Source organism: Janthinobacterium agaricidamnosum, from assembly GCF_003667705.1.
Classification (GTDB): Bacteria; Pseudomonadota; Gammaproteobacteria; order Burkholderiales; family Burkholderiaceae_D; genus Janthinobacterium.
Genome location: NZ_CP033019.1, coordinates 2,547,170 through 2,568,873, shown reverse-complemented (window position 1 = coordinate 2,568,873; position 21,704 = coordinate 2,547,170). Strand labels below are relative to the sequence as shown.

The window sequence follows — 21,704 nt, the reverse complement described above, 5'->3', positions numbered from 1 at the left end:
GAGCTTCGCCCTTTGCACACGCAACTCACCCTGCTGGCGACACAGGGCAGCAAGCGCGTGCGCCTGATGCAGGCGGCGCGCGCGCAACTGCGCCTGCCGCCCGCGCAAGTGCTGGAATGGCGCGACTGGCTGGCGCAGCCGGCGCTGCTCGAGGAAGCCTTGCGCCAGCCCGGCTTGCTGAAAATCGAGCCGCCCGGCGACGATCCCGCCGCCCACCGGCTGTTGCTGCAGGCAGGCTGCAGGCTGCTGGAGCGTCCGCCGGTCGCCGCGCCCGAACACGGCGAACTGCTGGCCATGGATGCGTGGTTTGCCGGTTTTACTTCCGCCATGACTGCCCTGGCGGCGCAATTGCTTGAGCTGCCGCACACGCGCGTCTTCAATGCGCCGTCCGACATCAGCCGCATGACGGACAAGCTGGCATGCCAGCGCCACCTGGCCGCGCATGGCGTGCCGATTCCTGCCTTGCTGGGGCCCGTGCAGGGCTACGAGCATCTGCAGGCGCTGCTGCAGCAGCATGACCTGGACCGCGTCTACCTGAAACCGCGCTACGGCTCGTCCGCATCGGGCGTCGTCGCCTACCGTCGAAACAAGGCCGGGCGCCAGCAAGCCACCACGTCGGCCGCCTTGTCGCGGGCGGATGGCGAGACGCGCTTGTTCAACGTCAAGCGCATGGCGCGCTACGAGACCCCCGCCGACATCGCCGCCCTCGTCGATGCGCTGGCCGCGCAGGAACTGTATGCGGAAGCGTGGCTGAACAAGCCGCGCTGCGGCGACAGCCATTACGACCTGAGAGTCGTGACCGTGGCGGGCCAGCCCGCGCACCGCGTGGCGCGCATCGGACAGCAGATGATGACGAATCTGCACCTCGACAACCGGCGCGGCGACGCGTCCGGCCTCTTGAACGCAGCCGACCTGGCCACGCTGGAGGAAACCGCCGCCCTGGCCGCGCGCGCCTTCCCGGCCAGCCACGTGACGGGCTACGACCTGGTCGTGCGCCACGGCCAGGCCCACGTGCTGGAAGCGAACGCCTTCGGCGACCTGCTGCCCGGCCTGCTCTGGCAAGGCATCGATACTTACACGGCACAACTGACCCATGCTTGAAGAAACACCGACCATCCCCGACATGCACGCCATCGTCGGCAGCCACGACATCGTCTTCCTCACGCTCGACACCCTGCGTTACGACGTGGCGCAAGCCCTGTACGAGGCGGGCGAACTGCCCGTGCTGGGGCGCTTTTTACCGCCGGGCGGCTGGGAACGCCGTCACTCGCCCGCCACGTTCACCTATGCGGCGCACCAGGCCTTCTTCGCGGGCTTTCTGCCCACGCCGGCCGCGCCGGGCCGCCATCCGCGCCTGTTCGCTTCAGCCTTCGCCGGCAGCGAGACGACGTCGCCGCACACGTTTGCGTTCGAAGAAGCCGACCTTCCCGCCGCGCTGGCCGCGCGCGGCTACCGCACCATCTGCATCGGCGGCGTGGGTTTCTTTAACAAACAGACGGCGCTGGGCTCCGTGCTGCCGTCGCTGTTCCAGGAAAGCCACTGGAGCGCAGGCATGGGCGTGGCCAGCCGTCATTCGACGCAAAAACAGGTGGCGCTGGCGACCCAGCTGCTGGCGCAAAACGATCAACGCACTTTTTTGTTCATCAATGTCAGCGCGCTGCATACGCCCAACCGCGCCTACCTGCCCGGCTGCCGCGCCGACTGCCTGGACAGCCACGCTGCTGCCCTGCGCTATGTGGACGGGGCGCTGGCGCCGCTGTTCGCCGCCTGCGCCGCGCGCGCGCCCACGTTCGCCATCGTCTGCTCGGACCACGGCAGCGCGTACGGCGAAGATGGCTACCGGGGCCACCGGGTCGCCCACGACAGCGTGTGGAACGTGCCGTATGCGAACTTTTTCATTGATTCTTTACCACCGCATTCCAAGGAAGCCGCACCGTGAACCCATCCGAACAGCCGGGCACCCTGGCGCAGCGCATGCGCCACACGCCCTACCAGGCGTATTCCTATTCGTATCCGCACAAGGCCGCCTACCGCGCCTTGCCGCAGGCCGCGCCCCTGGCACCGCTGTGGGCGCAGCAGGACCGTTCCGCCCTCTTCGCCTACATCCACATCCCGTTCTGCGAGATGCGCTGCGGCTTTTGCAACCTGTTCGCCATGGCCCGCCCAAGCGCCGACATGGTCGAGCGCTACGTGCAGCAAGTGCTGGTGCAGATGCGCGCACTCAACGGCGCACTGGGCGAACGGCGCTTCGCCCGCTTCGCGCTGGGCGGCGGCACGCCCACCTATCTGTCGCCCGCGCAGCTGGGCACCCTGCTGTGCGGCGCGCGCGACATCCTCGGCATCGACCTGCAGCACACGCCGGCCGGCATCGAGGCCTCGCCCGAAACCATCACGGCGGAACGGCTGGCCGTGTGCCGCGCGCATGGCATCGACCGCGTCAGCCTGGGCATCCAGAGCTTTGCCGCAGGCGAAATGCGCGCGCTGGCCCGTCCGCAACAGAACGCCACCGTCCATCACGCCATCGGTCTGATACGCGCGGCCGGTTTTCCCACCCTGAACCTGGATCTGATCTACGGCATCGCGGGGCAAACCGTCGCCAGCCTGCTGGCCTCCATCGACAGCGCGCTGGCCTTCCGGCCCGAGGAGCTCTATCTGTATCCGCTGTATGTGCGCGAACAGACGGGTCTCGGCAAGGTAGCGCGCCGCCAGGGCGCGCAGTCGCTCAACCCCATCATGCTGGCCCGCGATGGCGACAGCCGTCTGGCCCTGTACGCGGCCGCGCGCGACCATTTGCGCGCGCAGGGCTATGAGCAGGTCTCGATGCGCATGTTCCGCGCCCCCCATGCGCCGGAACAGAACGGTCCCTCGTACTGCTGCCAGAACGACGGCATGGTGGGCCTGGGCGCGGGCGCCCGCTCGTACACGGCCAGCCTGCATTATTCAAGCGAGTACGCGGTGGCGCGGCTTGACACCATCAACATCATCGACAACTACCTGGCGCTCGACGAGGCGCGCTTCGCGCAGGCCGAACACGGTTACCAGCTCAATGACGAAGAACAGCGCCGGCGCTATGTGATCCAGTCGCTGCTGACGGAACCGGGCCTGGACCGCGACGCCTACGCGGCGCGCTTCGGCTCCAGCTGCGAAGCAGACTTGCCGCAGCTGGCCGAGCTGCACGCGCTGGAATTAGTGGAAGAAAATGGCCCGCTGCTGCGCCTGAGTGACCGGGGCTACAGCTACGCCGACACCATCGGCCCCTGGCTGGCATCCGATACGGTGCGCGCGCTGATGGCCGAAGGCGGCCAGACGTGCTGACAACGCAGCCTGGCGCTTTGTCCCTGCTGTACCGGGGCACGCTATCGAGCTGCAATTACGCCTGCGGCTACTGCCCGTTCGCCAAGAAGCGCGACAGCCGCGCCGCGCTGGCCCGCGACGCGCGCGAAGTGGCGCGTTTTACCGGCTGGGTGGCGCAGCAGACGCGCCCCATCGGCGTGCTGTTCACGCCTTGGGGCGAGGCGCTGGTGCGGCGCCACTACCGGAGCGCGATGCAAACCCTGGCCAGCCTGCCGCACGTACGGCAAGTGGCGCTGCAGACGAATCTGTCCGGCCCCCTGGACTGGCTGGAGAACATGGACGGGCTGGAAAAGGTCGGCCTGTGGTGCACCTTCCACCCGGACCAGACGACCTTGTCCCGCTTTCTCGCCCGCTGCGCGAAGCTCGATGCCATGGGCGTGCGCTACTCCGTCGGCGTCGTCGCCATGAACGAGCATCTGGACGCCGTCCGCGCCCTGCGCGCGGCGCTGCCCGCCCACGTCTACCTGTGGCTGAACGCCTACGACCGCCGTGGCCCCGGCTACTACAGCGAACAAGACCTGGCCGAACTGGACGCCGTCGACCCGTGGTTCGCGCAAAACCGCCGCCCGTCTCCCTCGCGCAATAAACCGTGCCTGGCGGGCGAGGCGTCGCTGTCCGTCGATGGCGACGGCGAACTGGCGCGCTGCCATTTCGTGCCCGAGCGGCTGGGGAATTTATATGAGGATGACCTGGCCGACATGCTGCAGGAACGCCGCTGCCCGCGCTTCAAGTGCGATTGCTATATCGGCTACGCGCAGCGCAAGGATTTGCCGTTTCAGGCGGTGTTTGGAGAGGGGGTGCTGGCGAGGATTACGGAAGCAGGCCAGCGTAGGTCGGATTAGCGGCGGCACGCCGCGTAATCCGACATCGTGCTGACATGACAGGTGGTGTCGGATTACGCACGGCGATGCCGCGCTAATCCGACCTACCCGGTTTTACTGCGCCGCCACCTTGGCCGGCTCCGCCACTGCCGGCGTCATCTTCAGCGAACGGCTGAGGAAGCCCCAGCGGTCCGCCACTTCTTCGATCTGCTTGGTCGTCGGCTTGCCGGCGCCATGGCCCGCCTTGCTGTCGATGCGGATCAGCACGGGTGCCGGGCCGCCTTGCGCTGCCTGGGCGGCGGCGGCGAACTTGAAGCTGTGGGCAGGCACGACGCGGTCGTCGTGGTCGGCCGTGGTGATCATGGTAGCCGGATAGCAGCCGCCCGCCTTCAGGTTGTGCAGCGGCGAGTATTTCACGAGCGCCTTGAACTGTTCGGCATCGTCCGACGAGCCGTAGTCAGGCACCCAGCCCCAGCCCACGGTGAACTTGTGGAAACGCAACATGTCGAGCACGCCCACCTGCGGAATCGCCGCGGCGAACAGGTCGGGACGCTGCGTCATGGCCGCGCCCACCAGCAGGCCGCCATTGCTGCCGCCGCCGATCGCCAGCTTCGATGGCGAGGTGACCTTGTTGTCCACCAGCCATTGCGCCGCGCCAATAAAGTCGTCGAACACGTTTTGCTTGTTCAGCTTGGTGCCAGCCTGGTGCCACGCTTCGCCGTACTCTCCGCCGCCGCGCAGGTTGGCCATCACGTAGACACCGCCCATTTCTACCCAGGCAAGATTCGCCACGGAGAAGCTCGGCGTGAGCGAAATATTGAAGCCGCCATAGCCGTACAGGTAGGTCGGATTCGTGCCATCGAGCTTCATGCCTTTTTTCGAGACGATGAACATCGGCACCTTGGTACCGTCGCGGCTGGTGAAGAATTGCTGGCGCGTTTCAAAGGCATTCGGGTCGAAATCGACTTTCGGCTGGCGGTACACCGTGCTCTTGCCCGACTTCATGTCGTAGCGATAGATGGTCGCCGGCGTCGTGAAGCTGGTAAACGAGTAGAACGTTTCCGTGTCGCCACGCTTGCCCGCAAAACCACCGGCCGAACCGATGCCCGGCAAGGCCACTTCACGCACCAGCTTGCCGTTCAGATCGACGATCTTGATTTGCGTTTGCGCATCTTTCAAGTAATCGAGCACCAGCTGGTTGTTGATCAGGTTGACGGCGACCAGGGTTTCCGCGCTTTGCGGCACGATCTCTTTCCAGTCGGCAGGCGCAGGTTTGCGCGTATCGATGGCGATCACGCGCGATTTCGGCGCCTTGTTGTCCGTCTTGAAGAAGAAGACGGGGCCATCATTGTCGATGAACGAGTACGATGCGTCGAACTCTTCCAGCAAGCCCACGACCTTGGCATTCTTCTGGCGCAAGTCCTTGTAAAAGACGCGGTTCTTGCGTTCCGTGCCCTGCGTGGCCGTGATGATCAGGTAATTGCCGTCATCGCTGACGGTGCTGCCGCCGAACGCCCATTCCTTCTGGTCGGGACGGTCGAAGACGAGCACGTCGTCGCTTTGCGGCGTGCCGATCTTGTGGAAATACAATTTCTGGAAGTAATTGATATCGGCCAGCTTGGTTGCCTCGTTCGGCGCGTCATAGCGGCTGTAGAAGAAACCGGTGTTGTCCTTGGTCCACGAAGCGCCCGAGAACTTGGCCCACTTGATGTGGTCCGTCAAATCCTTGCCCGATTCGATGTCGCGCACTTTCCACTCGTTCCAGTCGGAACCGGACGCGGACGTGGCGTAGGCCAGATACTTGCCGTTCGGGCTGATCGAGGTGCCGGCCAGCGCCACCGTGCCATCGGTGGACAGGGTGTTCGGGTCCAGCAGCAGGCGCGGTTCGTCCGTCAGCTTTTTCACCGTGTACAGCACGGCCTGGTTCTGCAAGCCGTCGTTGCGGCTGTAGAAGTAGCGGCCGCCCTGCTTCGTTGGCGTAGAGAAACGCTCATAATTCCACAGCTTGGTCAGGCGCTGCTTGATCGCGGCGCGCTCGGGGATGGTGCCCAGGTACGACTGCGTCAGCTTGTTTTGCGCCGTGACCCACTCGCCCGTTTCCGCGCTGTTGGCGTCTTCCAGCCAGCGGTACGGATCAGCGATGGTGGTGCCGAAATAGCTGTCTTGCTGATCGACTTTTTTGCTGACCGGATACGTCACGGGAGCGCCGTCGCCGGCCGGGCACGATGGCATCGCGGCGTTTTGCGCCAGGGCATTGCCACCGAAAGCGGCCAGCAAGCTGAATATGAGGGTTGCACTACGTAATTGCATGGGTTGTTGTCTCATTGTTGGATGTCGAGGAAAGCAAGCCGCACACACACCGCGGCTGCCCATGTTGACTTTCGCCAAGAGAAATCATAGCGCGGATTGCTACTTTTAAAGCACAGTTATCCGATGGATTTGCCGTCTTTTGTTTGGCAAATTCACATGGATTGCCATGATAAATCTCGCTTTCGGCGGAATCGGCAAACTGACGTTCATACAAGAAACATTATCAAAAGCAAAGTCGTTTCATCAAGCTGTCATAAATCTTCTTTACTATCGGCAACATGTTCATGGCCCGTCCAGAGGCCGTGCCGCCACGTCCGCCTATGTACACTCTCGCCCTCCCCTCCGCCACCGCCGCGCCGGCCCCCGCGACGCCATCGAACGTGGCTTACCTGAAGCCCCCATCGGCCAGCATGAGCATCGAAGGGACGGATGCCTTGCACGACATCCTGGCGGGCCGCAAGCTCAGCGCGCTGTTCCAGCCCATCATCCACATGCACAGCGGCGACATCATCGGCTACGAAGGCTTGATACGGGGTCCGTCCGACAGCCCGCTGCACGCGCCGATGAATCTGTTCAAGGTGGCGCGCGCGCACGACCTGACCCTGGAAGTGGAACACCTGTGCCGCCAGGTCGTGCTTGAACGCTTCGCCGAGCTGCAGTTGCCAGGAAAACTGTTTCTCAACGTCAGCCCCGAGTGTTTGTTGCTGCGCAATGCGCGCCATGGCGAAACCCTGGAATACATCGAACACATCGGCATCAACCCGGACCGTGTCATCATCGAGCTGACGGAAAACCAGCCCACCTATGACTACGAGCTGATGCGCGAAGCGGTACTGCATTACCGCAACATGGGTTTTCAGATCGCCATCGACGACCTGGGCGAAGGCTTTTCCAGCCTGCGCCTGTGGTCGGAACTGCGGCCTGAATACGTGAAGATCGACATGCATTTCATCCAGGGCATCAACAACGACCCCGTCAAACTGCAGTTCGTGCGCTCAATCCAGGAAATCGCGGAAAAATCGGGCACCCTGGTGATCGCCGAAGGCATCGAGGCCCAGACGGAATTGCTGGTCTTGCGCGACCTGGGCGTGGCGTTCGGGCAAGGCTACCACCTGGGCCGGCCCAACGCGGTGCCGGCGCGCGCGCTGCCCGCCGAAGTGGTGCAGGCGCTGGGGCGCAATGGCGTGGCCGTGTATCCGCAACGCAGCAGCCTGGAAAAGAACGGCGCCAGCATCCGCAAGCTGCTGAACAAGGTAGCGGCCGTCTCGCCGCAGTTCAATAATAACGAGGTCTACGACATTTTCCTGAAAGAACCAAAGTTGATGATCATCCCCGTCGTCGACGACGGCGTGCCGCTGGGCCTGATCAGCCGCTTCGAAATGATCGACCACTTCGCCCGCCCCTACCAGCGCGAACTGTACGGCAAGAAATCATGCAGCCTGTTCATGGATGCCACGCCCCTGATCGCCGACCACGAGACGAGCTTGCAAGAACTCAGCTACACCATGGTGCAGTCTGATGCTCACCACCTGTTCAACGGCTTCATCATTACCGAACACGGCCGCTATCTCGGCATGGGCACGGGGCACGACCTGATGCGCGAAATCACGCAGATGCAGATCAATGCGGCCCGTTACGCCAACCCGCTGACGCAACTGCCCGGCAACGTCCCCATCAACGAGCATATCGACCGTTTATTGCACAGCGGCAGCCGCTTCTGGGTCTGCTATTGCGACCTCGACCACTTCAAGCCCTTCAACGATGTGTACGGCTACCGCAAGGGCGACGACGTGATCCAGCTGACGGGAGAAATTCTCAGCAGCCATTGCGACCCGAACCGCGACTTCATCGGCCACATCGGCGGCGACGATTTCATGATTCTGTTCCAGAGCGAAGACTGGGAAACGCGCTGCCAGGCCATGCTGGACGACTTCGCGGCCGCCATCCCCGCCTACTACAGCACCAGCGACTGCGAACGGGGCGGCTACATCAGCGAAGACCGGCAAGGCAAAAAAGTGTTTTATTCCTTGATCAGCCTGTCGCTGGGCGCGATCAAGGTCGAGGCGCACCAGTATTACACGCACCATCAGATCGCCACCCAGGCGGCGGAAGCGAAGAAACAGGCGAAGAAAATCCACGGCAACAGCCTGTTCCTGGACCGGCGGCAAGGCGCGGCCGTGGCCCGCATGGACGCCTAGCCAAGGTGCAACGGCGCATCAAATACGCACGAGGTCGGCAAACGCATTGCTGCTGCGCGCATCGGGCACGAATGCCAGGCTGATGCGCGCGCCATCGCGGCGTGCCTGCACGCGGTAGCTGCCCACGGGCACGTCCACGAACAGGCCGCCGTATGCCGTGTCCGGTTCCAGGCCGCCGCCCGTGACGTCTTCCCCGGCGCCGATGAAGACGCGGCCCGAGGCCACAACCAGGTGCACGCTCGCATGCGGCTCGGCAAGTTCCCCGTGCAAAACCACGTCATACGCGCCGTCGCCGCCCACGTTGAAAAACGCCGCCTGCCCCGCATTCACGGCCGCCAGTTCCGCGCTGGGGAGGCTCCACCAGTCGCAGTCATCGTCGAGCTTGTGGCGCAGGACGGCCGGGTCGAACACGCACAAGGTTGCCGTGCCGGTCAGAATGCGGACGGAGGCGCCTGCCGTCATGCGGCCAGCGGCGCCGGCCCCAACAGGGGCTGGCTCTCCACATACTGCGCGCTCGCTTGCGCCTGCCACGGAAAATGGCCATCACGCGACGGCCAGACGATCTGGTACAAGGTAAAATCATCGCCCTGGTAATACCAGCGCGCATAGCCGATGTAGTTGCGGTATTGCTCGACGGGCACGCGCACGAAGGCGCACGGATGGCCTTCGAACAAGGCGTCCGTGGTGGCCGTGAAATCCGTGATGGCGCCGCTGCGCACGGCATCGAGCGCCACGTCGAGTATCTGGTGGGCCATGGCGCGCGGCAAGCCCATGATCAGCAATTCAGGCTGGCCGAAGCTGTGGCCGGCGCCTATCGTGAACGCATAGCCGGGCCCCTCTTCATCGGGACCGATATGGACGCCATGCCAGCCATGCGTGGCGATGTCGTCGATAACTTTTTGCTCGGATGCATCCTCACCTGCCTGCCTTACCATGCTCCACCTTTCACTTTGCCGAAAACCGCGCCGCCTTCGCGGCATGCTCTTGGGCAATTATCGCATGCAGCGCGCATCGCTGCGCGCACGGCGCCGGCGCGTCAGTCGACCGGCGGCAACGGCGGCGAGCGCACCTGATGCCATTGCCGCACGCGCTGCTGCGCCTCCTGCAGCTGCGCCGGCGCCAGCCTGGTGGCAGCCGCTTCCCTGGCCCTGACCGCCCCGCTATCGCCCCCCTCGGCCGCCAGCGCCAGCCACATATAGCCGCAGACGCGATCCTTCTCCACGCCGCGCCCGCCGTTGTACATGCCGCCCAGGTTGTACTGCGCCAGCGCATGGCCCTGGCCCGCCGCGCGCGCATACCAATGCACGGCCAGGCCATCGTCTTGCGGCACGCCATGACCATTCGCATACATGACGCCCAGGTTATTTTGCGCGCTGGCATCGCCCTGCTCGGCAGCCGTGCGGTACCAGCGCACGGCGCACACCTCGTCACGCTCCACGCCCTGGCCGTTGGCATACATCACGCCCAGGTTGAATTGCGCATTCGACGCGCCTTGGGCCGCCGCCTTCGCATACCAGTCCAGTGCCTGGCGCAAGTCGCGGACAACGCCGCGCCCGCCCGCAAACATGCCGCCGAGATTGTATTGCGCCATGCAATGGCCTTGCAGGGCGGCACGCCGGTACCAGACGACGGCGCGCGCCTCGTCCTTGTCCACGCCCTGGCCACGCGCCAGCATCAGGCCCAGGTTGAACTGGGCGTCGGCGTCATCCTGCTCGGCCGCCCGCTGCAGCCAGGCGTAGGCGCGCAGCTGGTCGGGCGCCACGCCCAGCCCTTCCGCATATGCCACGCCGAGTTGCCGCTGCGCCACGGCGAGGCCCTGAGCGGCGGCCTGGCGGAACCATGCCAGCGCCTGGGCATCGCTTTGCGCCACGCCTTGCCCGCGTTTGTAGACGAGCCCCAGGTTCAGCTGCGCCTGGGCATCGCCCTGCAAGGCCGCCTTGCGGAACCAGGCCAGGGCCAGCGCATCGTTTTTTTTCGCTCCCAGGCCTTGCGCATACGCTTCGCCCAGCAAGGATTGCGCACTGGCCACGCCCTGCTCGGAAGCGCGGTAGAACCACGCCAGGGCCAGCTCGTCGCTCTGCAGCACGCCGCGCCCCTTGCGGTACATCTGCCCCAAGTTTTGCTGGGCCGAGGCATCGCCCTGGGCAGCCGCGCGGCGAAACCACAGCACGGCGTCTGCATCGCTCTGCGCCACGCCGCGCCCGTGGTAATACAGGGCACCCAGATGGTTCTGCGCGAAAGCCAGCCCTTGCAGCGCGGCCAGGCGCAGCCAGACATAGGCGCGCGCATCGTCCTGCGCCACGCCTTCGCCCTTCTTGTACATCAATCCCAGATTGAACTGGGCATACGCATTGCCCTGCTCGGCAGCCGTGCGGAACCAGATATATGCTTCGTGGCTATCTCTGGCAGTATGGTGCTTGTCCATGTGCGCCCCCATCCACATTGCGCTTGCCGGCAGCACGCGCAAAACGGCGGCCCAGGGCGGCGAAATCGTGTGTTGCTTAAATTTTAAATTCGATGCGGGGGAAGGACTTGAGCAGGCTCAAAGGAAATAACAAAATTATATCGTTTTGATGAGCCTGCTTAGACAGGCTAAGGCGCTCAGCGGCGCGATGGATGCTTTTGCAGGAATTGCGGCACCTTGCCGGCGGCCAGCTTGTTCAGCGACACCAGCAGGTCGGCATCGACATCGGCGATACCGTAGCTGCTGCGCAAGTGGCGGCCGATATGGATCAGCACTTGCGCCGCCACTTCCGCATCGGACTCGGCCCTGTGGGCGGCGCTCTTGAAGGCGATACCCAGCTGGCTCGACAGCAAGCCCAGCTTGTAGCTGGCCATGCCGGGAAACACGCGGCGCGACAGTTTCAAGGAACACACGAGCGACTGGTGCGCGGGCGTCAGGTTCAGCCTGGCGCTTTCGGCGCGCAGGAATTTTTCATCGAAGCTGGCATTGTGCGCCGACAAGGCGTCGCTGCCGATAAAATCCAGCAATTGCGGCACCACCTCGGCCACGGGCGGCGCCTTGTCCACCATGGCCTGCGTGATGCCCGTCAAGCCTGTGATGAACGCGGGAATGCGCGCATGGCAATTGATCAAGGTCACATAGCGGTCCGTGATCCGCCCGCCCTCGATGCGCAGCGCCGCCACTTCCGTGATGCGGTCGCCCATGTCGGGCGACAAGCCGGTCGTCTCGAAGTCGATCATGACGATCGGTTTGTCAAACACATGCATGGGGCGCTCTTTCGTGGGTGCAACAGTGGGTGTATCGATAAAATGCGCAGGGCAAGGCGCCGCGTCGCAGACAGTACACTAGTACGGCAAGACGCGGCAACGCCGCCATGCACATTTTATCAGCCGAACTTGCGCACGGCGTCCAGCGCGAGGCCCGCACCGATGCTGCCGAACAAATCGCCCTCGACCTTGCGCGCGGCCGGCACCAGGGCGGCGATCTTTTCGCGCAACAAGCGCACGCCGCTCGAGCCGCCCGTAAAGAACACGGTGTCGACGGCGTCCGGCGCCACGCCCGCGTCGCGCAGCAGCCGCAGCACGGTTTCTTCCACGGAGCCGCACAGGTGGCCGATGGCGTCGTCGAATTGCGCACGTTTGAGCAACAGGCTTTGCGCGGGCGACAAACGGTCCAGCTCCAGCTGTACTTCGGCCGCGTCGGACAGGGCGATCTTGCCCTCTTCCACTTTCATGGCCAGCCAGTGGCCGGCGCGCTCGTCGATCAGCGTTTGCAGCCGCTTCACTTTGTCTTGCTCGCGCGCATCGCGGCACACGTCAGCCAGCTGTACCCAGATCTTCTTCGTGTAGGCCAGGTTGATCGTGTGCCAGGTCGCCAGGTTGAAATAATAGCTGGACGGCACTTCGCTATTGTTGTGCAGGCGGCTGCCATAGCCGAGCAAGGGCATGACGGAGGACAGGCTCAGGTATTTATCGAAGTCCGTGCCGCCGATGTGCACGCCGCCCGTGGCGAGGATATCGTCGCGCCGTTCCATCTTTTTCGCCCGTTCCGGCGACAGGCGTACGAGCGAAAAGTCGGAAGTACCGCCGCCGATGTCGGCGATCAGCACCAGCTCTTCCTTGTCGATTTGCGACTCGTAGTCGAAGGCGGCGGCGATCGGCTCGAACTGGAAGGCGACGTCCTTGAAACCGACGGAGCGGGCCACTTCGGCCAGGGTATCCTGCGCCAGCTGGTCGGCCTGCGCATTATCGTCGATAAAGAAGACGGGACGGCCGAACACGGCGGACGTGAATTCGCGGCCGGCGGACTGCTCGGCACGGCGTTTCACTTCGCCGATGAATTGCGCCAGCAACATGCGGAACGGCAAGGCGCGGCCACCCACTTCCGTCTGGCCATCGATGAGGCTCGTGCCCAGCAAGCTTTTCAGCGAGCGCATCAGACGCCCCTCGTAACCGGCCAGATAGCCGGCCAGCGCCGCGCGGCCAAAACTGACTTCCTCGTCTTCCGCATTGAAGAAGACAACGGACGGTAAGGTCGTCTTGCCATCTTCCAGGCCAAGCATGGTGCTCTGCCCGGGACGCGCCCAGCCTACCGTGGAATTTGACGTGCCGAAATCGACGCCGCAAGCATTGGCCATGTCGACCCTTCCCTGAATAAAGGGGCGTTATGTTATCAGAAGGCAGGCCATTGCACCAGAAAAACCCGTTCAGCCCGGTGAACGTCCCAAGCTTGCTTTGCATTCGGTACGGGCCGCGCGCAAAAGCTCCTGTTGGAAAATTGATGCCGGGACCCGACGGGACGCCTCCGCCCCTATGGCAGCGGCCCCTGCGACCATGACCATGGAAGGGCATGCATACCACTTGCCATTCAATCAAATTATTTGCAACATGGATAAGAAAACAGTCTTGCCACATGGAAATATTTTCGCTATGCTCATTTTTCCCGCCCAGGCCGCCACAAGCGGCCGGGCCTGCAGGAATACTTTGAGACAGGTTGCTTGCCAGACCAATATGCGAAAAAAGAATACTGTAGCCCGGACACCCGGCACCACTGCCCGCGCCATACCCGGAGCCGGACGGCGCGTGACCTCGTATGACGTGGCCCTGATGGCCGGCGTGTCGCAATCGGCCGTGTCGCGCTGCTTCAAGCCGGGCGCCAGCGTCTCGCCCGCCACGCATGCCAAGGTCATGCAGGCGGCCATCACCCTCGATTACATCCCCAACGCGGCCGCGCGCAGCCTGATTACGCGCCGCTCGAACCTGGTGGCCGTCATCATTTCCAACCTGGCCAATCTGTACTATCCGCAAGTGTTGTCCGACCTGAGCCAGCAAATCGCCCGCCAGGGCAAGCGTTTATTGCTGTTTACCCTGGAGCGCGAAGCGGACATCGGCAAGGTCTTGAGCGACGTGTGGCAATACCAGGTCGATGGCGCCGTCGTGGCCGCCTGCCTGTCGGACGAGCAGATGGCCGAATTCGGCCGGCGCGACGTGCCGCTGGTGCTGTTCAACCGCAGCCCGCGCGAACACGCCGTGCACGCGGTGCTGTGCGACCAGGGCGAAGCGGCGCGCCTGCTCGTCTCGCGCCTGGCCGAGGCGGGCCACCGCCAGTTCGCCGTCATCGACGGCCCCGGCGACTCGGCCGTCGCGCAGGAGCGCAAGACCGGCGTGCTGGACCGGCTGTTCACACTGGGCTTGCCCGCGCCCATCGTCGTCAGCGGCAACTACGATTACGCCAGCGGCGGCCATGGCTTGCGCAAAGTCATCGACCGCCTGGGACGCGTGCCGGACGCCGTCATTTGCGGCAACGACATCATGGCCATCGGCTGCCTGGACACGGCACGCCACCAGATGGGCATCCAGGTGCCGCTGCAAATGTCCGTGGCCGGCTTCGACGCGCTGGAAGCATCGGGCTGGCTCAGCTACGACATCACCACCCTGCGCCAGCCCGTGCAAAAGATGGCCACCGACGCCGTCGCCATGCTGGGCGAACTGATGGAGCGGCGCGGCGGCATCGCCGAGCGGCGCCGCTATTGTTCCTATCTGGTCGAGGGGAGTACGGCCAGGCTGACCGGCGCGCCTCCCCACTTCGGCATGATGGCCGCCGCCTGAAAAACGCCCATGGCGTTGTTGCCTGCCCCTCGCCGTACTCGCGTACTGTCTTCGGGGCGGCGCCTAGCCCTGGGCGTTTTTCAGACGTTCATAGTTCGCACACAAAACCTTGCACATAAAAAAACCTCGCATCGCTGCGAGGTTTTTTGTTGTGGCATCGGCTGCTCAACCGAAGATCTTGCCCTTGAGCATATTCAAGCCCTGGCTGACCAGGTCATTGCCTTCAGGTACTTGACCGTTCGGCGTCAGCTTGTCGATCAGCTGGGGCAGCAAGGCGGCCAGGCCGCCCGAGGCCGCGTCCGGGGCGACGCCCGCTTTTGCAGCGATCTCGGTGATCGTGTCGGCGCCCAGCGCATCCTTGATCTGATCGCCGGAGACGGGCGCATTGGCGCCGGTGCCGATCCAGCTGGCCACTTGGTCGCCCAGGCCGCTTTCCTGGAATTTCTGCAGCAGGCCGGGCAAACCGCCATGCTGGTTGACCAGGTCCATCACGCTGGCCATCAGTCCCGACGAGGCTTCGCCGTCCGCACCCTTGTTGCCCAAAGCGCTCATCGCCTGTCCTGCAAGTTGATCTAGCAAACTCATCGTATTCTCCTGAACGCTGTCAATTGGTGCCGCATACAGCGGCATCCGGTAAGGCCGGCGCATAGTCGCCGACACACGCAACAATTATACTATACATAATTCAAATGCTATAATTACAATTTAACAGGCGGAACAAAACCAGGCTCGGCCGCAGCCTCACCCACCTCCATCATATTTAGTTCGGCACAACATGCAAGCGTAAATTGACGAGTTACAAAACCGTGTAGAATTAATTTTCCTACTTACTGAGGAGTATCAACACATGAACATCAATAAAGCGGTAGACAAAGCCTACGAAAAAAAGACGTTCAAGGAAATTGCCGATGCCCCCGTCGATGCGCTGCAAGGCGTGAGCGAGAAGGATGCGGAACTGCTCAAGCAGGCGTTCAATATCAAGACCGTGCGCGATCTGGCGAACTTGAAATACTCGAAGTGGGCGCGCGCCATCGTCACCCTGGCCGATACGGAAGAATAAACCGGGCCATGCCGCAGGTATTCCCGTCAGCACGGCCCGCCCCAGCCGGCGGGCTTTTTTACGCCATGGCGGCTGGCAAGCCGGTCGCCGCGCGGAGGCGCGCTTGCCCACGCCGCTGACCCTGCCCGGCATCTGCTGGCCCCTGCAAGCGAGCACGGGCCATCTCGCCGTCACCACGCAGCATATCACCGGGCACTTTCGCGCCGGCGCGGGCTGCGATGCCATCGTGCTGTGCGACCTGCTGCCGGCTGGAAAATTTCGCAATGGCGCGGCGCGCCACTGGTGCCGCACGCACCAGTGCTACTGGGGCGCCAAGGCCGACCTGGCCGACTGGCAGGCGACGCGGCAGATGCGCTGCCGCCAGCACGCCAGCCCCATGGGCTATGTGCTGTATCCGGAACTGTTCGACCCCGGCCGCTTTCACGCCACCACCTTGCGCCTGTCCCCCGATGGCTTGCTGCAACTGCGCGCCCTGGCCAATGACGGCGGCAGCCTGCTGGCGCGCGACGCGGCCGCGCTGGCCATCGATTGCCGCGCCCTGCCCGGCCTGTTCCCGCCCGACATCGTCCAGCTGAACCTCACGCCGCCCGCCGCGCAAGCCTACGCCGCCGCCTTGCAGGCAGGCACGCCGCTGGACTGCAGCGACTGCGCCCGCTGCGGCCATCCGCACCTGGACCTGGGCAGCTTCGCGCTGGCACCGCACCGCCGCCACAGCTGCGGCCATTGCGGCCATGACGCCTCGCACAGCGCAACGGCCATCGTCTCGACACCGCTGTGGCGCTTGCGCCAACACATCGCGCATTGCTTCTGAAGGTGCGCGCGCCCACAGTCAGCGCGGGCGCCTGCGCGTAGACTGGTCCCATCACTACCTCAAGGACCACCCCATGCCACACGCGCGACAGCAGCAAGACGATGACCAGCCAAGCGACGACGGCGACCTGTCCGATCTGCTCAGCGAGTTGCGCATCCTCTTGCCGGGCGCGCAGATGCTGACGGCCTTCCTCATCATCCTGCCCTTCAACGGCGGCTTCGCGAAGATCGTGCAGACGGAAAAGGTCGTCTTCCTGCTGACGTTTTTCCTCTCCATGACCAGTCTGGTACTGCTCAGCGCGCCAGCCATCCAGCACCGCGTGATGCGCCCCCTGCAAGACCGCGAACGCTTCAAGCGCGTGGCCGACCGCATCATGATGTGCGGCGCCTTTTCGCTCGCGCTGGCGTTTATTCTGGGCACCAATCTGGTGATGTCGGAAGTCTTTGGCCACCTGCCCGGCATCGTCGCCAGCATCCTGATGGGCACGCTGATCGTCTGTATGTGGTGGCTGCTGCCCCTGCACTTAAAACGCAGCAAGAAAATATAGGCGTGGCTGGCCGCCGCGGCTATTTTTGCAGAATGGTGATCTTGCCGTCCGCTTCCAGGAACGCGCATTTCATGTCCGGCAAGGGACAATCGGCCTCGCGCAGCGCTTGCTCGACATCGCCGCCCGCCACCCTGCATTTCTTGACGACATCATCGAAAATCACGCCATCGCGGCCCAGCAGCACGGGCGTGCCATCGACCAGCTCGGCGAGCTTGCGGCTGCGCGAGGTGATCCACGCAATCAGCATGTTGAGGCAGATCAGGGTCAAGGCCAGCACCAGGCCGGCGGGAACGGAATCGTCGCCACCGGACAAGGCATTCGATACGGCTTCGCTCAGCAACATGACCACCAGCAAGTCGAACGGCGTGAATTGCCCCACCGTCCGCTTGCCCGTCATGCGCACCATCAGCAGCAAGGCAAGGTAGACGATGACGGCGCGCACCACCAGTTCCCACACCGGCACCTCCAGATCGAACATGGCAATCCTCCCGACAGATGATTGCCTTATTTATACGTCTTTTTGCCCCGCCATGGCCACACCGCTGGCTTGTTCCAGCAAGGTTGCACGGAAGATCCCCACCAGCGGGCGCAAATTCACCTTGTGCCAGGCCAGCCACAATGGCGTGCGGTAGCTGAACCACGGCAGCTCGCGCACGACGACGCCGGCCGGCGCGTGCTGGCGCAGGCTGTGCTGGATCATGGCCATGCCCAGGCCCGCCGCCACCAGACCCAGCGCCGTCAGCGGCTCCGTTGCTTCCATGCGGATATCGGGCGTAAAGCCGGCGCGCGCGCAGGCGGCGATGAAGTTATCGTGTTTCAGCACGCTTTCTTTGTGCAGCACGGCAATCCACTCCTGGCCCGCCAGGTCCTCGGGCGTCAGATCCGCCTTATGCGCCAGCGGATGCGTCTCCGGCAAGGCGAGCAGCATGGGGTCGCTCAGCACCTGCGCGCAATCGAGGTCCGGGTCGTTCGGCAGCGGCGGTTCGCACAGCAGCGCAATATCGAGGCTGCGCTGGCGCAAGCCCTCGATCTGCTCGGCCGAATGCAGGTTATACAGGGCGACGTGCACTTGCGGCCGCGTGGCGCGCAAGGTGCGCAAGCCGTCCGGCAAGACGCCCGCATGCATGGCATTTTCGATGTAGCCGATGCACAAGCCCCCTTCATCACCGCGCCCCAGGCGCTTGGCCAGCGCTTCCAGCCGGTTCCCGTGGGTAATAAAAGCGCGCGCTTCGGCCAGGAAAGTATGGCCGTCGCGCGTCAGGCGGATGCGCTGGGCGCTGCGCTCGAACAAGGTCAGGCCCAGCTTCTCTTCGAGCTGGGCGATTTGCCGGCTCAGCGGCGATTGGGAAATATGCAGGCGCTCGGCGGCCCGTCCCACATGTTCTTCCTCGGCGACGGCGATGAAATATTGCAATTGGCGTATGTCCAACATGTCAGACCTTTCAGGACTCAAGTTGCGCCAATTATGTCTTGGACAGGCTTAACTTGTCCAGCTATTCTGTCTCCATTGACTCACTCATTGAAGGAAAAACACCATGACGATCAAACACTTACTGACAGGCAAACTCGGTTTCGGCACGGCGCCGCTGGGCAATATGTTCCGCAACATTCCCGAGGCAGAAGCGCTGGCCACCGTTGACGCCGCCTGGGAATCAGGCATCCGCTATTTCGATACGGCCCCGTTCTACGGCGCCGGCCTGGCCGAGCTGCGCCTGGGCGCCGCCCTGAAGCAGCGCCGCCGCGACGATTACGTGCTCAGCACCAAGGTCGGCCGCCTCATCCTCGACGAACTGGAAGACCCGGCTGCCCGCGAACTGGGCGAAAAAGGCGGCTTGTTCGAATTCGGCCGCAAGAACAAAATCGTCGACGACTATTCGGCCGACGCCACCCTGCGCTCGATCGAAGACAGCCTCAAGCGCCTGGACACGGACCGCCTCGACATCGTCTGGGTGCATGACATTGCGCAAGACTTCCATGGCGACAACTGGCTGGCGCAATTCGAGATTGCCCGCACGGGCGCCTTCCGCGTGCTGACCCGCTTGCGCGAAGAAGGCGTCATCAAGGCCTGGGGCGTGGGCGTGAACAAGGTGGAACCGCTGGAACTGACCCTGGATTTAAGCGAAGCGCAGCCCGATGCCTTCCTGCTGGCCGGCCGCTACACCCTGCTCGACCATGAACGGGCGCTGCAGCGGATGATGCCGGCCGCGGCAAGCCAGAACGTCGACATCGTCGTGGGCGGCCCCTACAGTTCGGGCATCCTGGCCGGCGGCGCGCACTTCGAATACCAGAAAGCCTCGCCCGCCATCATTGCCAAAGTGGAACGTATCAAGGCCATTGCCGCGCGCCATGGCGTCAGCGTGAAGGCAGCCGCCCTGCAATTTTCCTTGGCCAATCCGGCCGTGGCCGCCGTGATCCCCGGCGCCAGCCGTCCCGAACGCCTGGCCGAAGATCAGCAAGCATTGCACAGCGTCATCCCCGCCGCGTTCTGGCACGACATGCGCGCCGAACAGCTGGTAGCCGCCCATGCTCCGCTGCCAACCGGCTCCAACTAATAGATACAAGGAACGCACCATGGCCCATACCACCACCTCCATCGACATCGCCGCCACACCGGAAAAGGTCTGGCAACTGATCGGCGGCTTCGACTCGCTGCCCGACTGGCTGCCCTACATTCCCAGCAGCACCTTGAGCGACGGGGGCCGCATCCGCCACTTGGCCAATCCGGCCGGCGACGTCATCGTCGAGCAACTGGAAGCGTACGACAACACGGCGCGCAGCTACAGCTATTCCATCCTGCAGGCGCCGTTTCCCGCCAGCGATTATCTGTCCACCCTGCAAGTCGAACCCCTGGCAGGCGGCGCTGGCGCGCGGGTCACCTGGTCGGGCCGCTTCACGCCCGTGGGCGCGAGCGAGCAGGAAGTAACCGACTTGTTCCACGGGATCTACGTGGCGGGACTGGAAGCGCTGCAGCAAACGTTGGCGAAGTAAGACCATTTCCGCCACAGCCAGGTTTTCTTCGCCTGCCCTGTGGCGGAATCGCGCGCATTCCGTGTTATCGTTAACAACAAGCGCCATCGCTGTTGTGTGCAGTGCAGCAGATTTTAGCCGCCGCCCAGCAGAGCTTGCCCGAATCTTTTACAATGTTGTCCTTGGGCAGTTGTTAGTTGTTATAGCCCGAAAATACCGGCCAGCCGTCGACTCTGGTGGCGCATTGCCACTTCCGGCCGGGCCACAGCGCGCCCTCTCCACCCTGTCATTCTTTACCCAAACAACAAGAACATGCACGCCTCCGTAGACCCATTGATTCCGCGCGTCACCGCGCCTTTTGGCGCTGGCTATGCCGACCTGGCCCTGGCCATCGGCGGCCTCGCCATCGGCACGGGCGAATTCGCCTCCATGAGCATCCTGCCCGTGGTGGCCGACGACCTGGGCACGACATTGCCCCAGATGAGCCACATGATCAGCGCCTACGCGCTGGGCGTGGTCATCGGCGCGCCCCTGATCACGATCTTCCTGGCGCGCATGCCGCGCCGGCTGATGCTGATCTGTTTGATGCTGATGTTCGCCGGCGGCAACCTGCTCAGCGCCATCGCCCCCAACTACGGCTTGCTGGTCGTCGCCCGCTTCGTCGCCGGCATCCCGCATGGCGCGTATTTCGGCGTGGCAGCCTTGGTGGCGGCCGCGCTGGCCGAACCGGACCGGCGCGGCCAGGCCGTTGCCCGCGTGCTGATGGGCCTCACGGTCGCAAATATCTTCGGCGTGCCGCTGGCCACCTATATCGGCCAGACCCTGGGCTGGCGCTCGGCCTTTTTGCTGGTCGCCGCGCTGGGTTTGCTGACCATGCTGATGGTGCGCATCTTCGTGCCGATGGTCGCCGCCGGCGATTCCAGCCCGCGCCGCGAACTGGGCGTGTTCCGCCGCCTGCAAGTGTGGCTGACCCTGCTGATGGTGGCCATCGGCTTCGGCGGCATGTTCGCCGTCTACACGTTTATTACGCCAACCTTGCTGGAAATCACGAAAGTCTCGCCCCTCGTCATCTCGATCCTGCTGGCCATCATCGGCGTGGGCATGACGGTGGGTAACCTGATCGGCGGCTGGCTGGCCGACCGCTCACGCCTGTGGACGATCTTCGGCGTGCTGCTGTGGAACGTGGCCGCCCTGGCCGCGTTTACTTATACCAGCAGCAATGTCTGGCTGACGGCGATCAACCTGTTCGCCATCGGCGCCGGCATCGCCGTCGCCCCGGCCGTGCAGACGCGCCTGATGGACGTGGCCGGCGACGCGCAAACCGTGGCCGCCGCCCTCAACCATTCCGCCTTCAACATCGCCAACGCCCTGGGCGCCTGGGCCGGCGGCATCGCCATCGCCATGGGCATGGGCTTGCGCTCGACGGGCTGGGTGGGCGCCATGCTGGCCTGCGGCGGCATCGTCGTGCTCGGCATTTCCGTGCTGGTGGAAAATCGCAGCCGCAATGTGGGCGGTGTGCAGCCGGCTTGATGGTGTGAAATGAGCGGCAGCCCCCTGCGGGCGC

21 protein-coding genes are annotated in these 21,704 nt (G+C 64.0%); 12 read left to right on the top strand and 9 right to left on the bottom strand.

The window, feature by feature from the left end:
- The first annotated feature begins 12 nt into the window (after window positions 1–12).
- From D9M09_RS11560 to D9M09_RS11545, 4 genes are read left to right on the top strand one after another with little or no spacing between them, the layout of a single operon-like run.
- Window positions 13–1,101, top strand: a complete 1,089-nt coding sequence (locus D9M09_RS11560; protein ID WP_121669320.1) for an STM4014 family protein — start codon at window positions 13–15, stop codon at window positions 1,099–1,101.
- Window positions 1,094–1,939, top strand: coding sequence for an STM4013/SEN3800 family hydrolase (locus tag D9M09_RS11555; RefSeq protein ID WP_121669319.1), 846 nt, complete (start codon window positions 1,094–1,096; stop codon window positions 1,937–1,939). The genes D9M09_RS11560 and D9M09_RS11555 overlap by 8 nt, the downstream gene beginning before the upstream one ends.
- Entirely contained in the window at window positions 1,936–3,315 is a 1,380-nt protein-coding gene (locus tag D9M09_RS11550) for an STM4012 family radical SAM protein (RefSeq protein ID WP_205602354.1), read from the top strand. Before D9M09_RS11555 ends, D9M09_RS11550 begins: the two co-directional genes overlap by 4 nt.
- The gene (locus D9M09_RS11545) at window positions 3,309–4,196 is read left to right on the top strand and encodes an STM4011 family radical SAM protein (RefSeq protein ID WP_121669318.1); all 888 of its coding nucleotides are present in this window, start codon (window positions 3,309–3,311) and stop codon (window positions 4,194–4,196) included. The genes D9M09_RS11550 and D9M09_RS11545 overlap by 7 nt, the downstream gene beginning before the upstream one ends.
- Window positions 4,197–4,289: 93 nt before the next feature.
- On the opposite strand, the gene D9M09_RS11540 is transcribed toward D9M09_RS11545, so the two are convergent.
- Entirely contained in the window at window positions 4,290–6,485 is a 2,196-nt protein-coding gene (locus D9M09_RS11540; RefSeq protein ID WP_099408320.1) for a prolyl oligopeptidase family serine peptidase, read from the bottom strand.
- 410 nt (window positions 6,486–6,895) lie between these two features.
- Here D9M09_RS11540 and D9M09_RS11535 point away from each other — a divergent pair, with 410 nt between their 5' ends.
- A complete protein-coding gene (locus D9M09_RS11535; protein ID WP_121669317.1) occupies window positions 6,896–8,683 on the top strand; it encodes a GGDEF domain-containing protein in 1,788 nt (595 codons plus the stop codon).
- An 18-nt stretch (window positions 8,684–8,701) separates the two neighbouring features.
- Here D9M09_RS11535 and D9M09_RS11530 read toward each other — a convergent pair whose 3' ends face one another.
- The 5 genes from D9M09_RS11530 to D9M09_RS11510 form a co-directional block, all read right to left on the bottom strand.
- Entirely contained in the window at window positions 8,702–9,145 is a 444-nt protein-coding gene (locus D9M09_RS11530; protein ID WP_121669316.1) for a DUF6386 family protein, read from the bottom strand.
- On the bottom strand, window positions 9,142–9,618 hold the full coding sequence (locus D9M09_RS11525) for a DUF4262 domain-containing protein (protein WP_121669315.1): 477 nt from the start codon (window positions 9,616–9,618) through the stop codon (window positions 9,142–9,144). The genes D9M09_RS11530 and D9M09_RS11525 overlap by 4 nt, the downstream gene beginning before the upstream one ends.
- Window positions 9,619–9,719: 101 nt before the next feature.
- On the bottom strand, window positions 9,720–11,108 hold the full coding sequence (locus tag D9M09_RS11520) for a tetratricopeptide repeat protein (protein WP_121671056.1): 1,389 nt from the start codon (window positions 11,106–11,108) through the stop codon (window positions 9,720–9,722).
- Window positions 11,109–11,284: 176 nt separating this feature from the next.
- On the bottom strand, window positions 11,285–11,914 hold the full coding sequence (locus tag D9M09_RS11515) for a 3'-5' exonuclease (RefSeq protein ID WP_205602353.1): 630 nt from the start codon (window positions 11,912–11,914) through the stop codon (window positions 11,285–11,287).
- A gap of 119 nt (window positions 11,915–12,033) precedes the next feature.
- Window positions 12,034–13,284, bottom strand: a complete 1,251-nt coding sequence (locus D9M09_RS11510) for an Hsp70 family protein (RefSeq protein WP_070218648.1) — start codon at window positions 13,282–13,284, stop codon at window positions 12,034–12,036.
- 445 nt (window positions 13,285–13,729) lie between these two features.
- Here D9M09_RS11510 and D9M09_RS11505 point away from each other — a divergent pair, with 445 nt between their 5' ends.
- Window positions 13,730–14,755, top strand: a complete 1,026-nt coding sequence (locus tag D9M09_RS11505; protein WP_240453619.1) for a LacI family DNA-binding transcriptional regulator — start codon at window positions 13,730–13,732, stop codon at window positions 14,753–14,755.
- Between the two features lie 165 nt (window positions 14,756–14,920).
- Here D9M09_RS11505 and D9M09_RS11500 read toward each other — a convergent pair whose 3' ends face one another.
- Window positions 14,921–15,307 (bottom strand): YidB family protein, encoded by a 387-nt coding sequence (locus D9M09_RS11500; protein WP_205602352.1) that lies wholly within the window; start codon window positions 15,305–15,307, stop codon window positions 14,921–14,923.
- A gap of 295 nt (window positions 15,308–15,602) precedes the next feature.
- Here D9M09_RS11500 and D9M09_RS11495 point away from each other — a divergent pair, with 295 nt between their 5' ends.
- The 3 genes from D9M09_RS11495 to D9M09_RS11485 all read left to right on the top strand — a co-directional run bounded on the left by D9M09_RS11495 (window position 15,603) and on the right by D9M09_RS11485 (window position 17,173).
- Complete coding sequence (locus tag D9M09_RS11495; protein WP_034751103.1) at window positions 15,603–15,815, top strand: hypothetical protein; 213 nt, start codon at window positions 15,603–15,605, stop codon at window positions 15,813–15,815.
- 103 nt (window positions 15,816–15,918) lie between these two features.
- Window positions 15,919–16,626, top strand: coding sequence for a hypothetical protein (locus D9M09_RS11490; protein WP_121669313.1), 708 nt, complete (start codon window positions 15,919–15,921; stop codon window positions 16,624–16,626).
- Window positions 16,627–16,699: 73 nt separating this feature from the next.
- Window positions 16,700–17,173, top strand: a complete 474-nt coding sequence (locus D9M09_RS11485; protein WP_070218645.1) for a DUF6328 family protein — start codon at window positions 16,700–16,702, stop codon at window positions 17,171–17,173.
- Window positions 17,174–17,192: 19 nt separating this feature from the next.
- Here D9M09_RS11485 and D9M09_RS11480 read toward each other — a convergent pair whose 3' ends face one another.
- Together D9M09_RS11480 and D9M09_RS11475 are read right to left on the bottom strand one after the other, a co-directional pair.
- A complete protein-coding gene (locus D9M09_RS11480) occupies window positions 17,193–17,651 on the bottom strand; it encodes a DUF421 domain-containing protein (RefSeq protein WP_070218644.1) in 459 nt (152 codons plus the stop codon).
- Between the two features lie 30 nt (window positions 17,652–17,681).
- Window positions 17,682–18,605 (bottom strand): LysR family transcriptional regulator, encoded by a 924-nt coding sequence (locus tag D9M09_RS11475; protein ID WP_070218643.1) that lies wholly within the window; start codon window positions 18,603–18,605, stop codon window positions 17,682–17,684.
- 103 nt (window positions 18,606–18,708) lie between these two features.
- Here D9M09_RS11475 and D9M09_RS11470 point away from each other — a divergent pair, with 103 nt between their 5' ends.
- The 3 genes from D9M09_RS11470 to D9M09_RS11460 all read left to right on the top strand — a co-directional run bounded on the left by D9M09_RS11470 (window position 18,709) and on the right by D9M09_RS11460 (window position 21,670).
- On the top strand, window positions 18,709–19,725 hold the full coding sequence (locus D9M09_RS11470) for an aldo/keto reductase (RefSeq protein WP_121669312.1): 1,017 nt from the start codon (window positions 18,709–18,711) through the stop codon (window positions 19,723–19,725).
- Window positions 19,726–19,744: 19 nt separating this feature from the next.
- Window positions 19,745–20,161: an SRPBCC family protein gene (locus D9M09_RS11465; protein ID WP_070288205.1), complete on the top strand. Its 417-nt coding sequence runs from the start codon at window positions 19,745–19,747 to the stop codon at window positions 20,159–20,161.
- 291 nt (window positions 20,162–20,452) lie between these two features.
- On the top strand, window positions 20,453–21,670 hold the full coding sequence (locus tag D9M09_RS11460) for an MFS transporter (protein ID WP_083287090.1): 1,218 nt from the start codon (window positions 20,453–20,455) through the stop codon (window positions 21,668–21,670).
- Window positions 21,671–21,704: the final 34 nt, after the last annotated feature.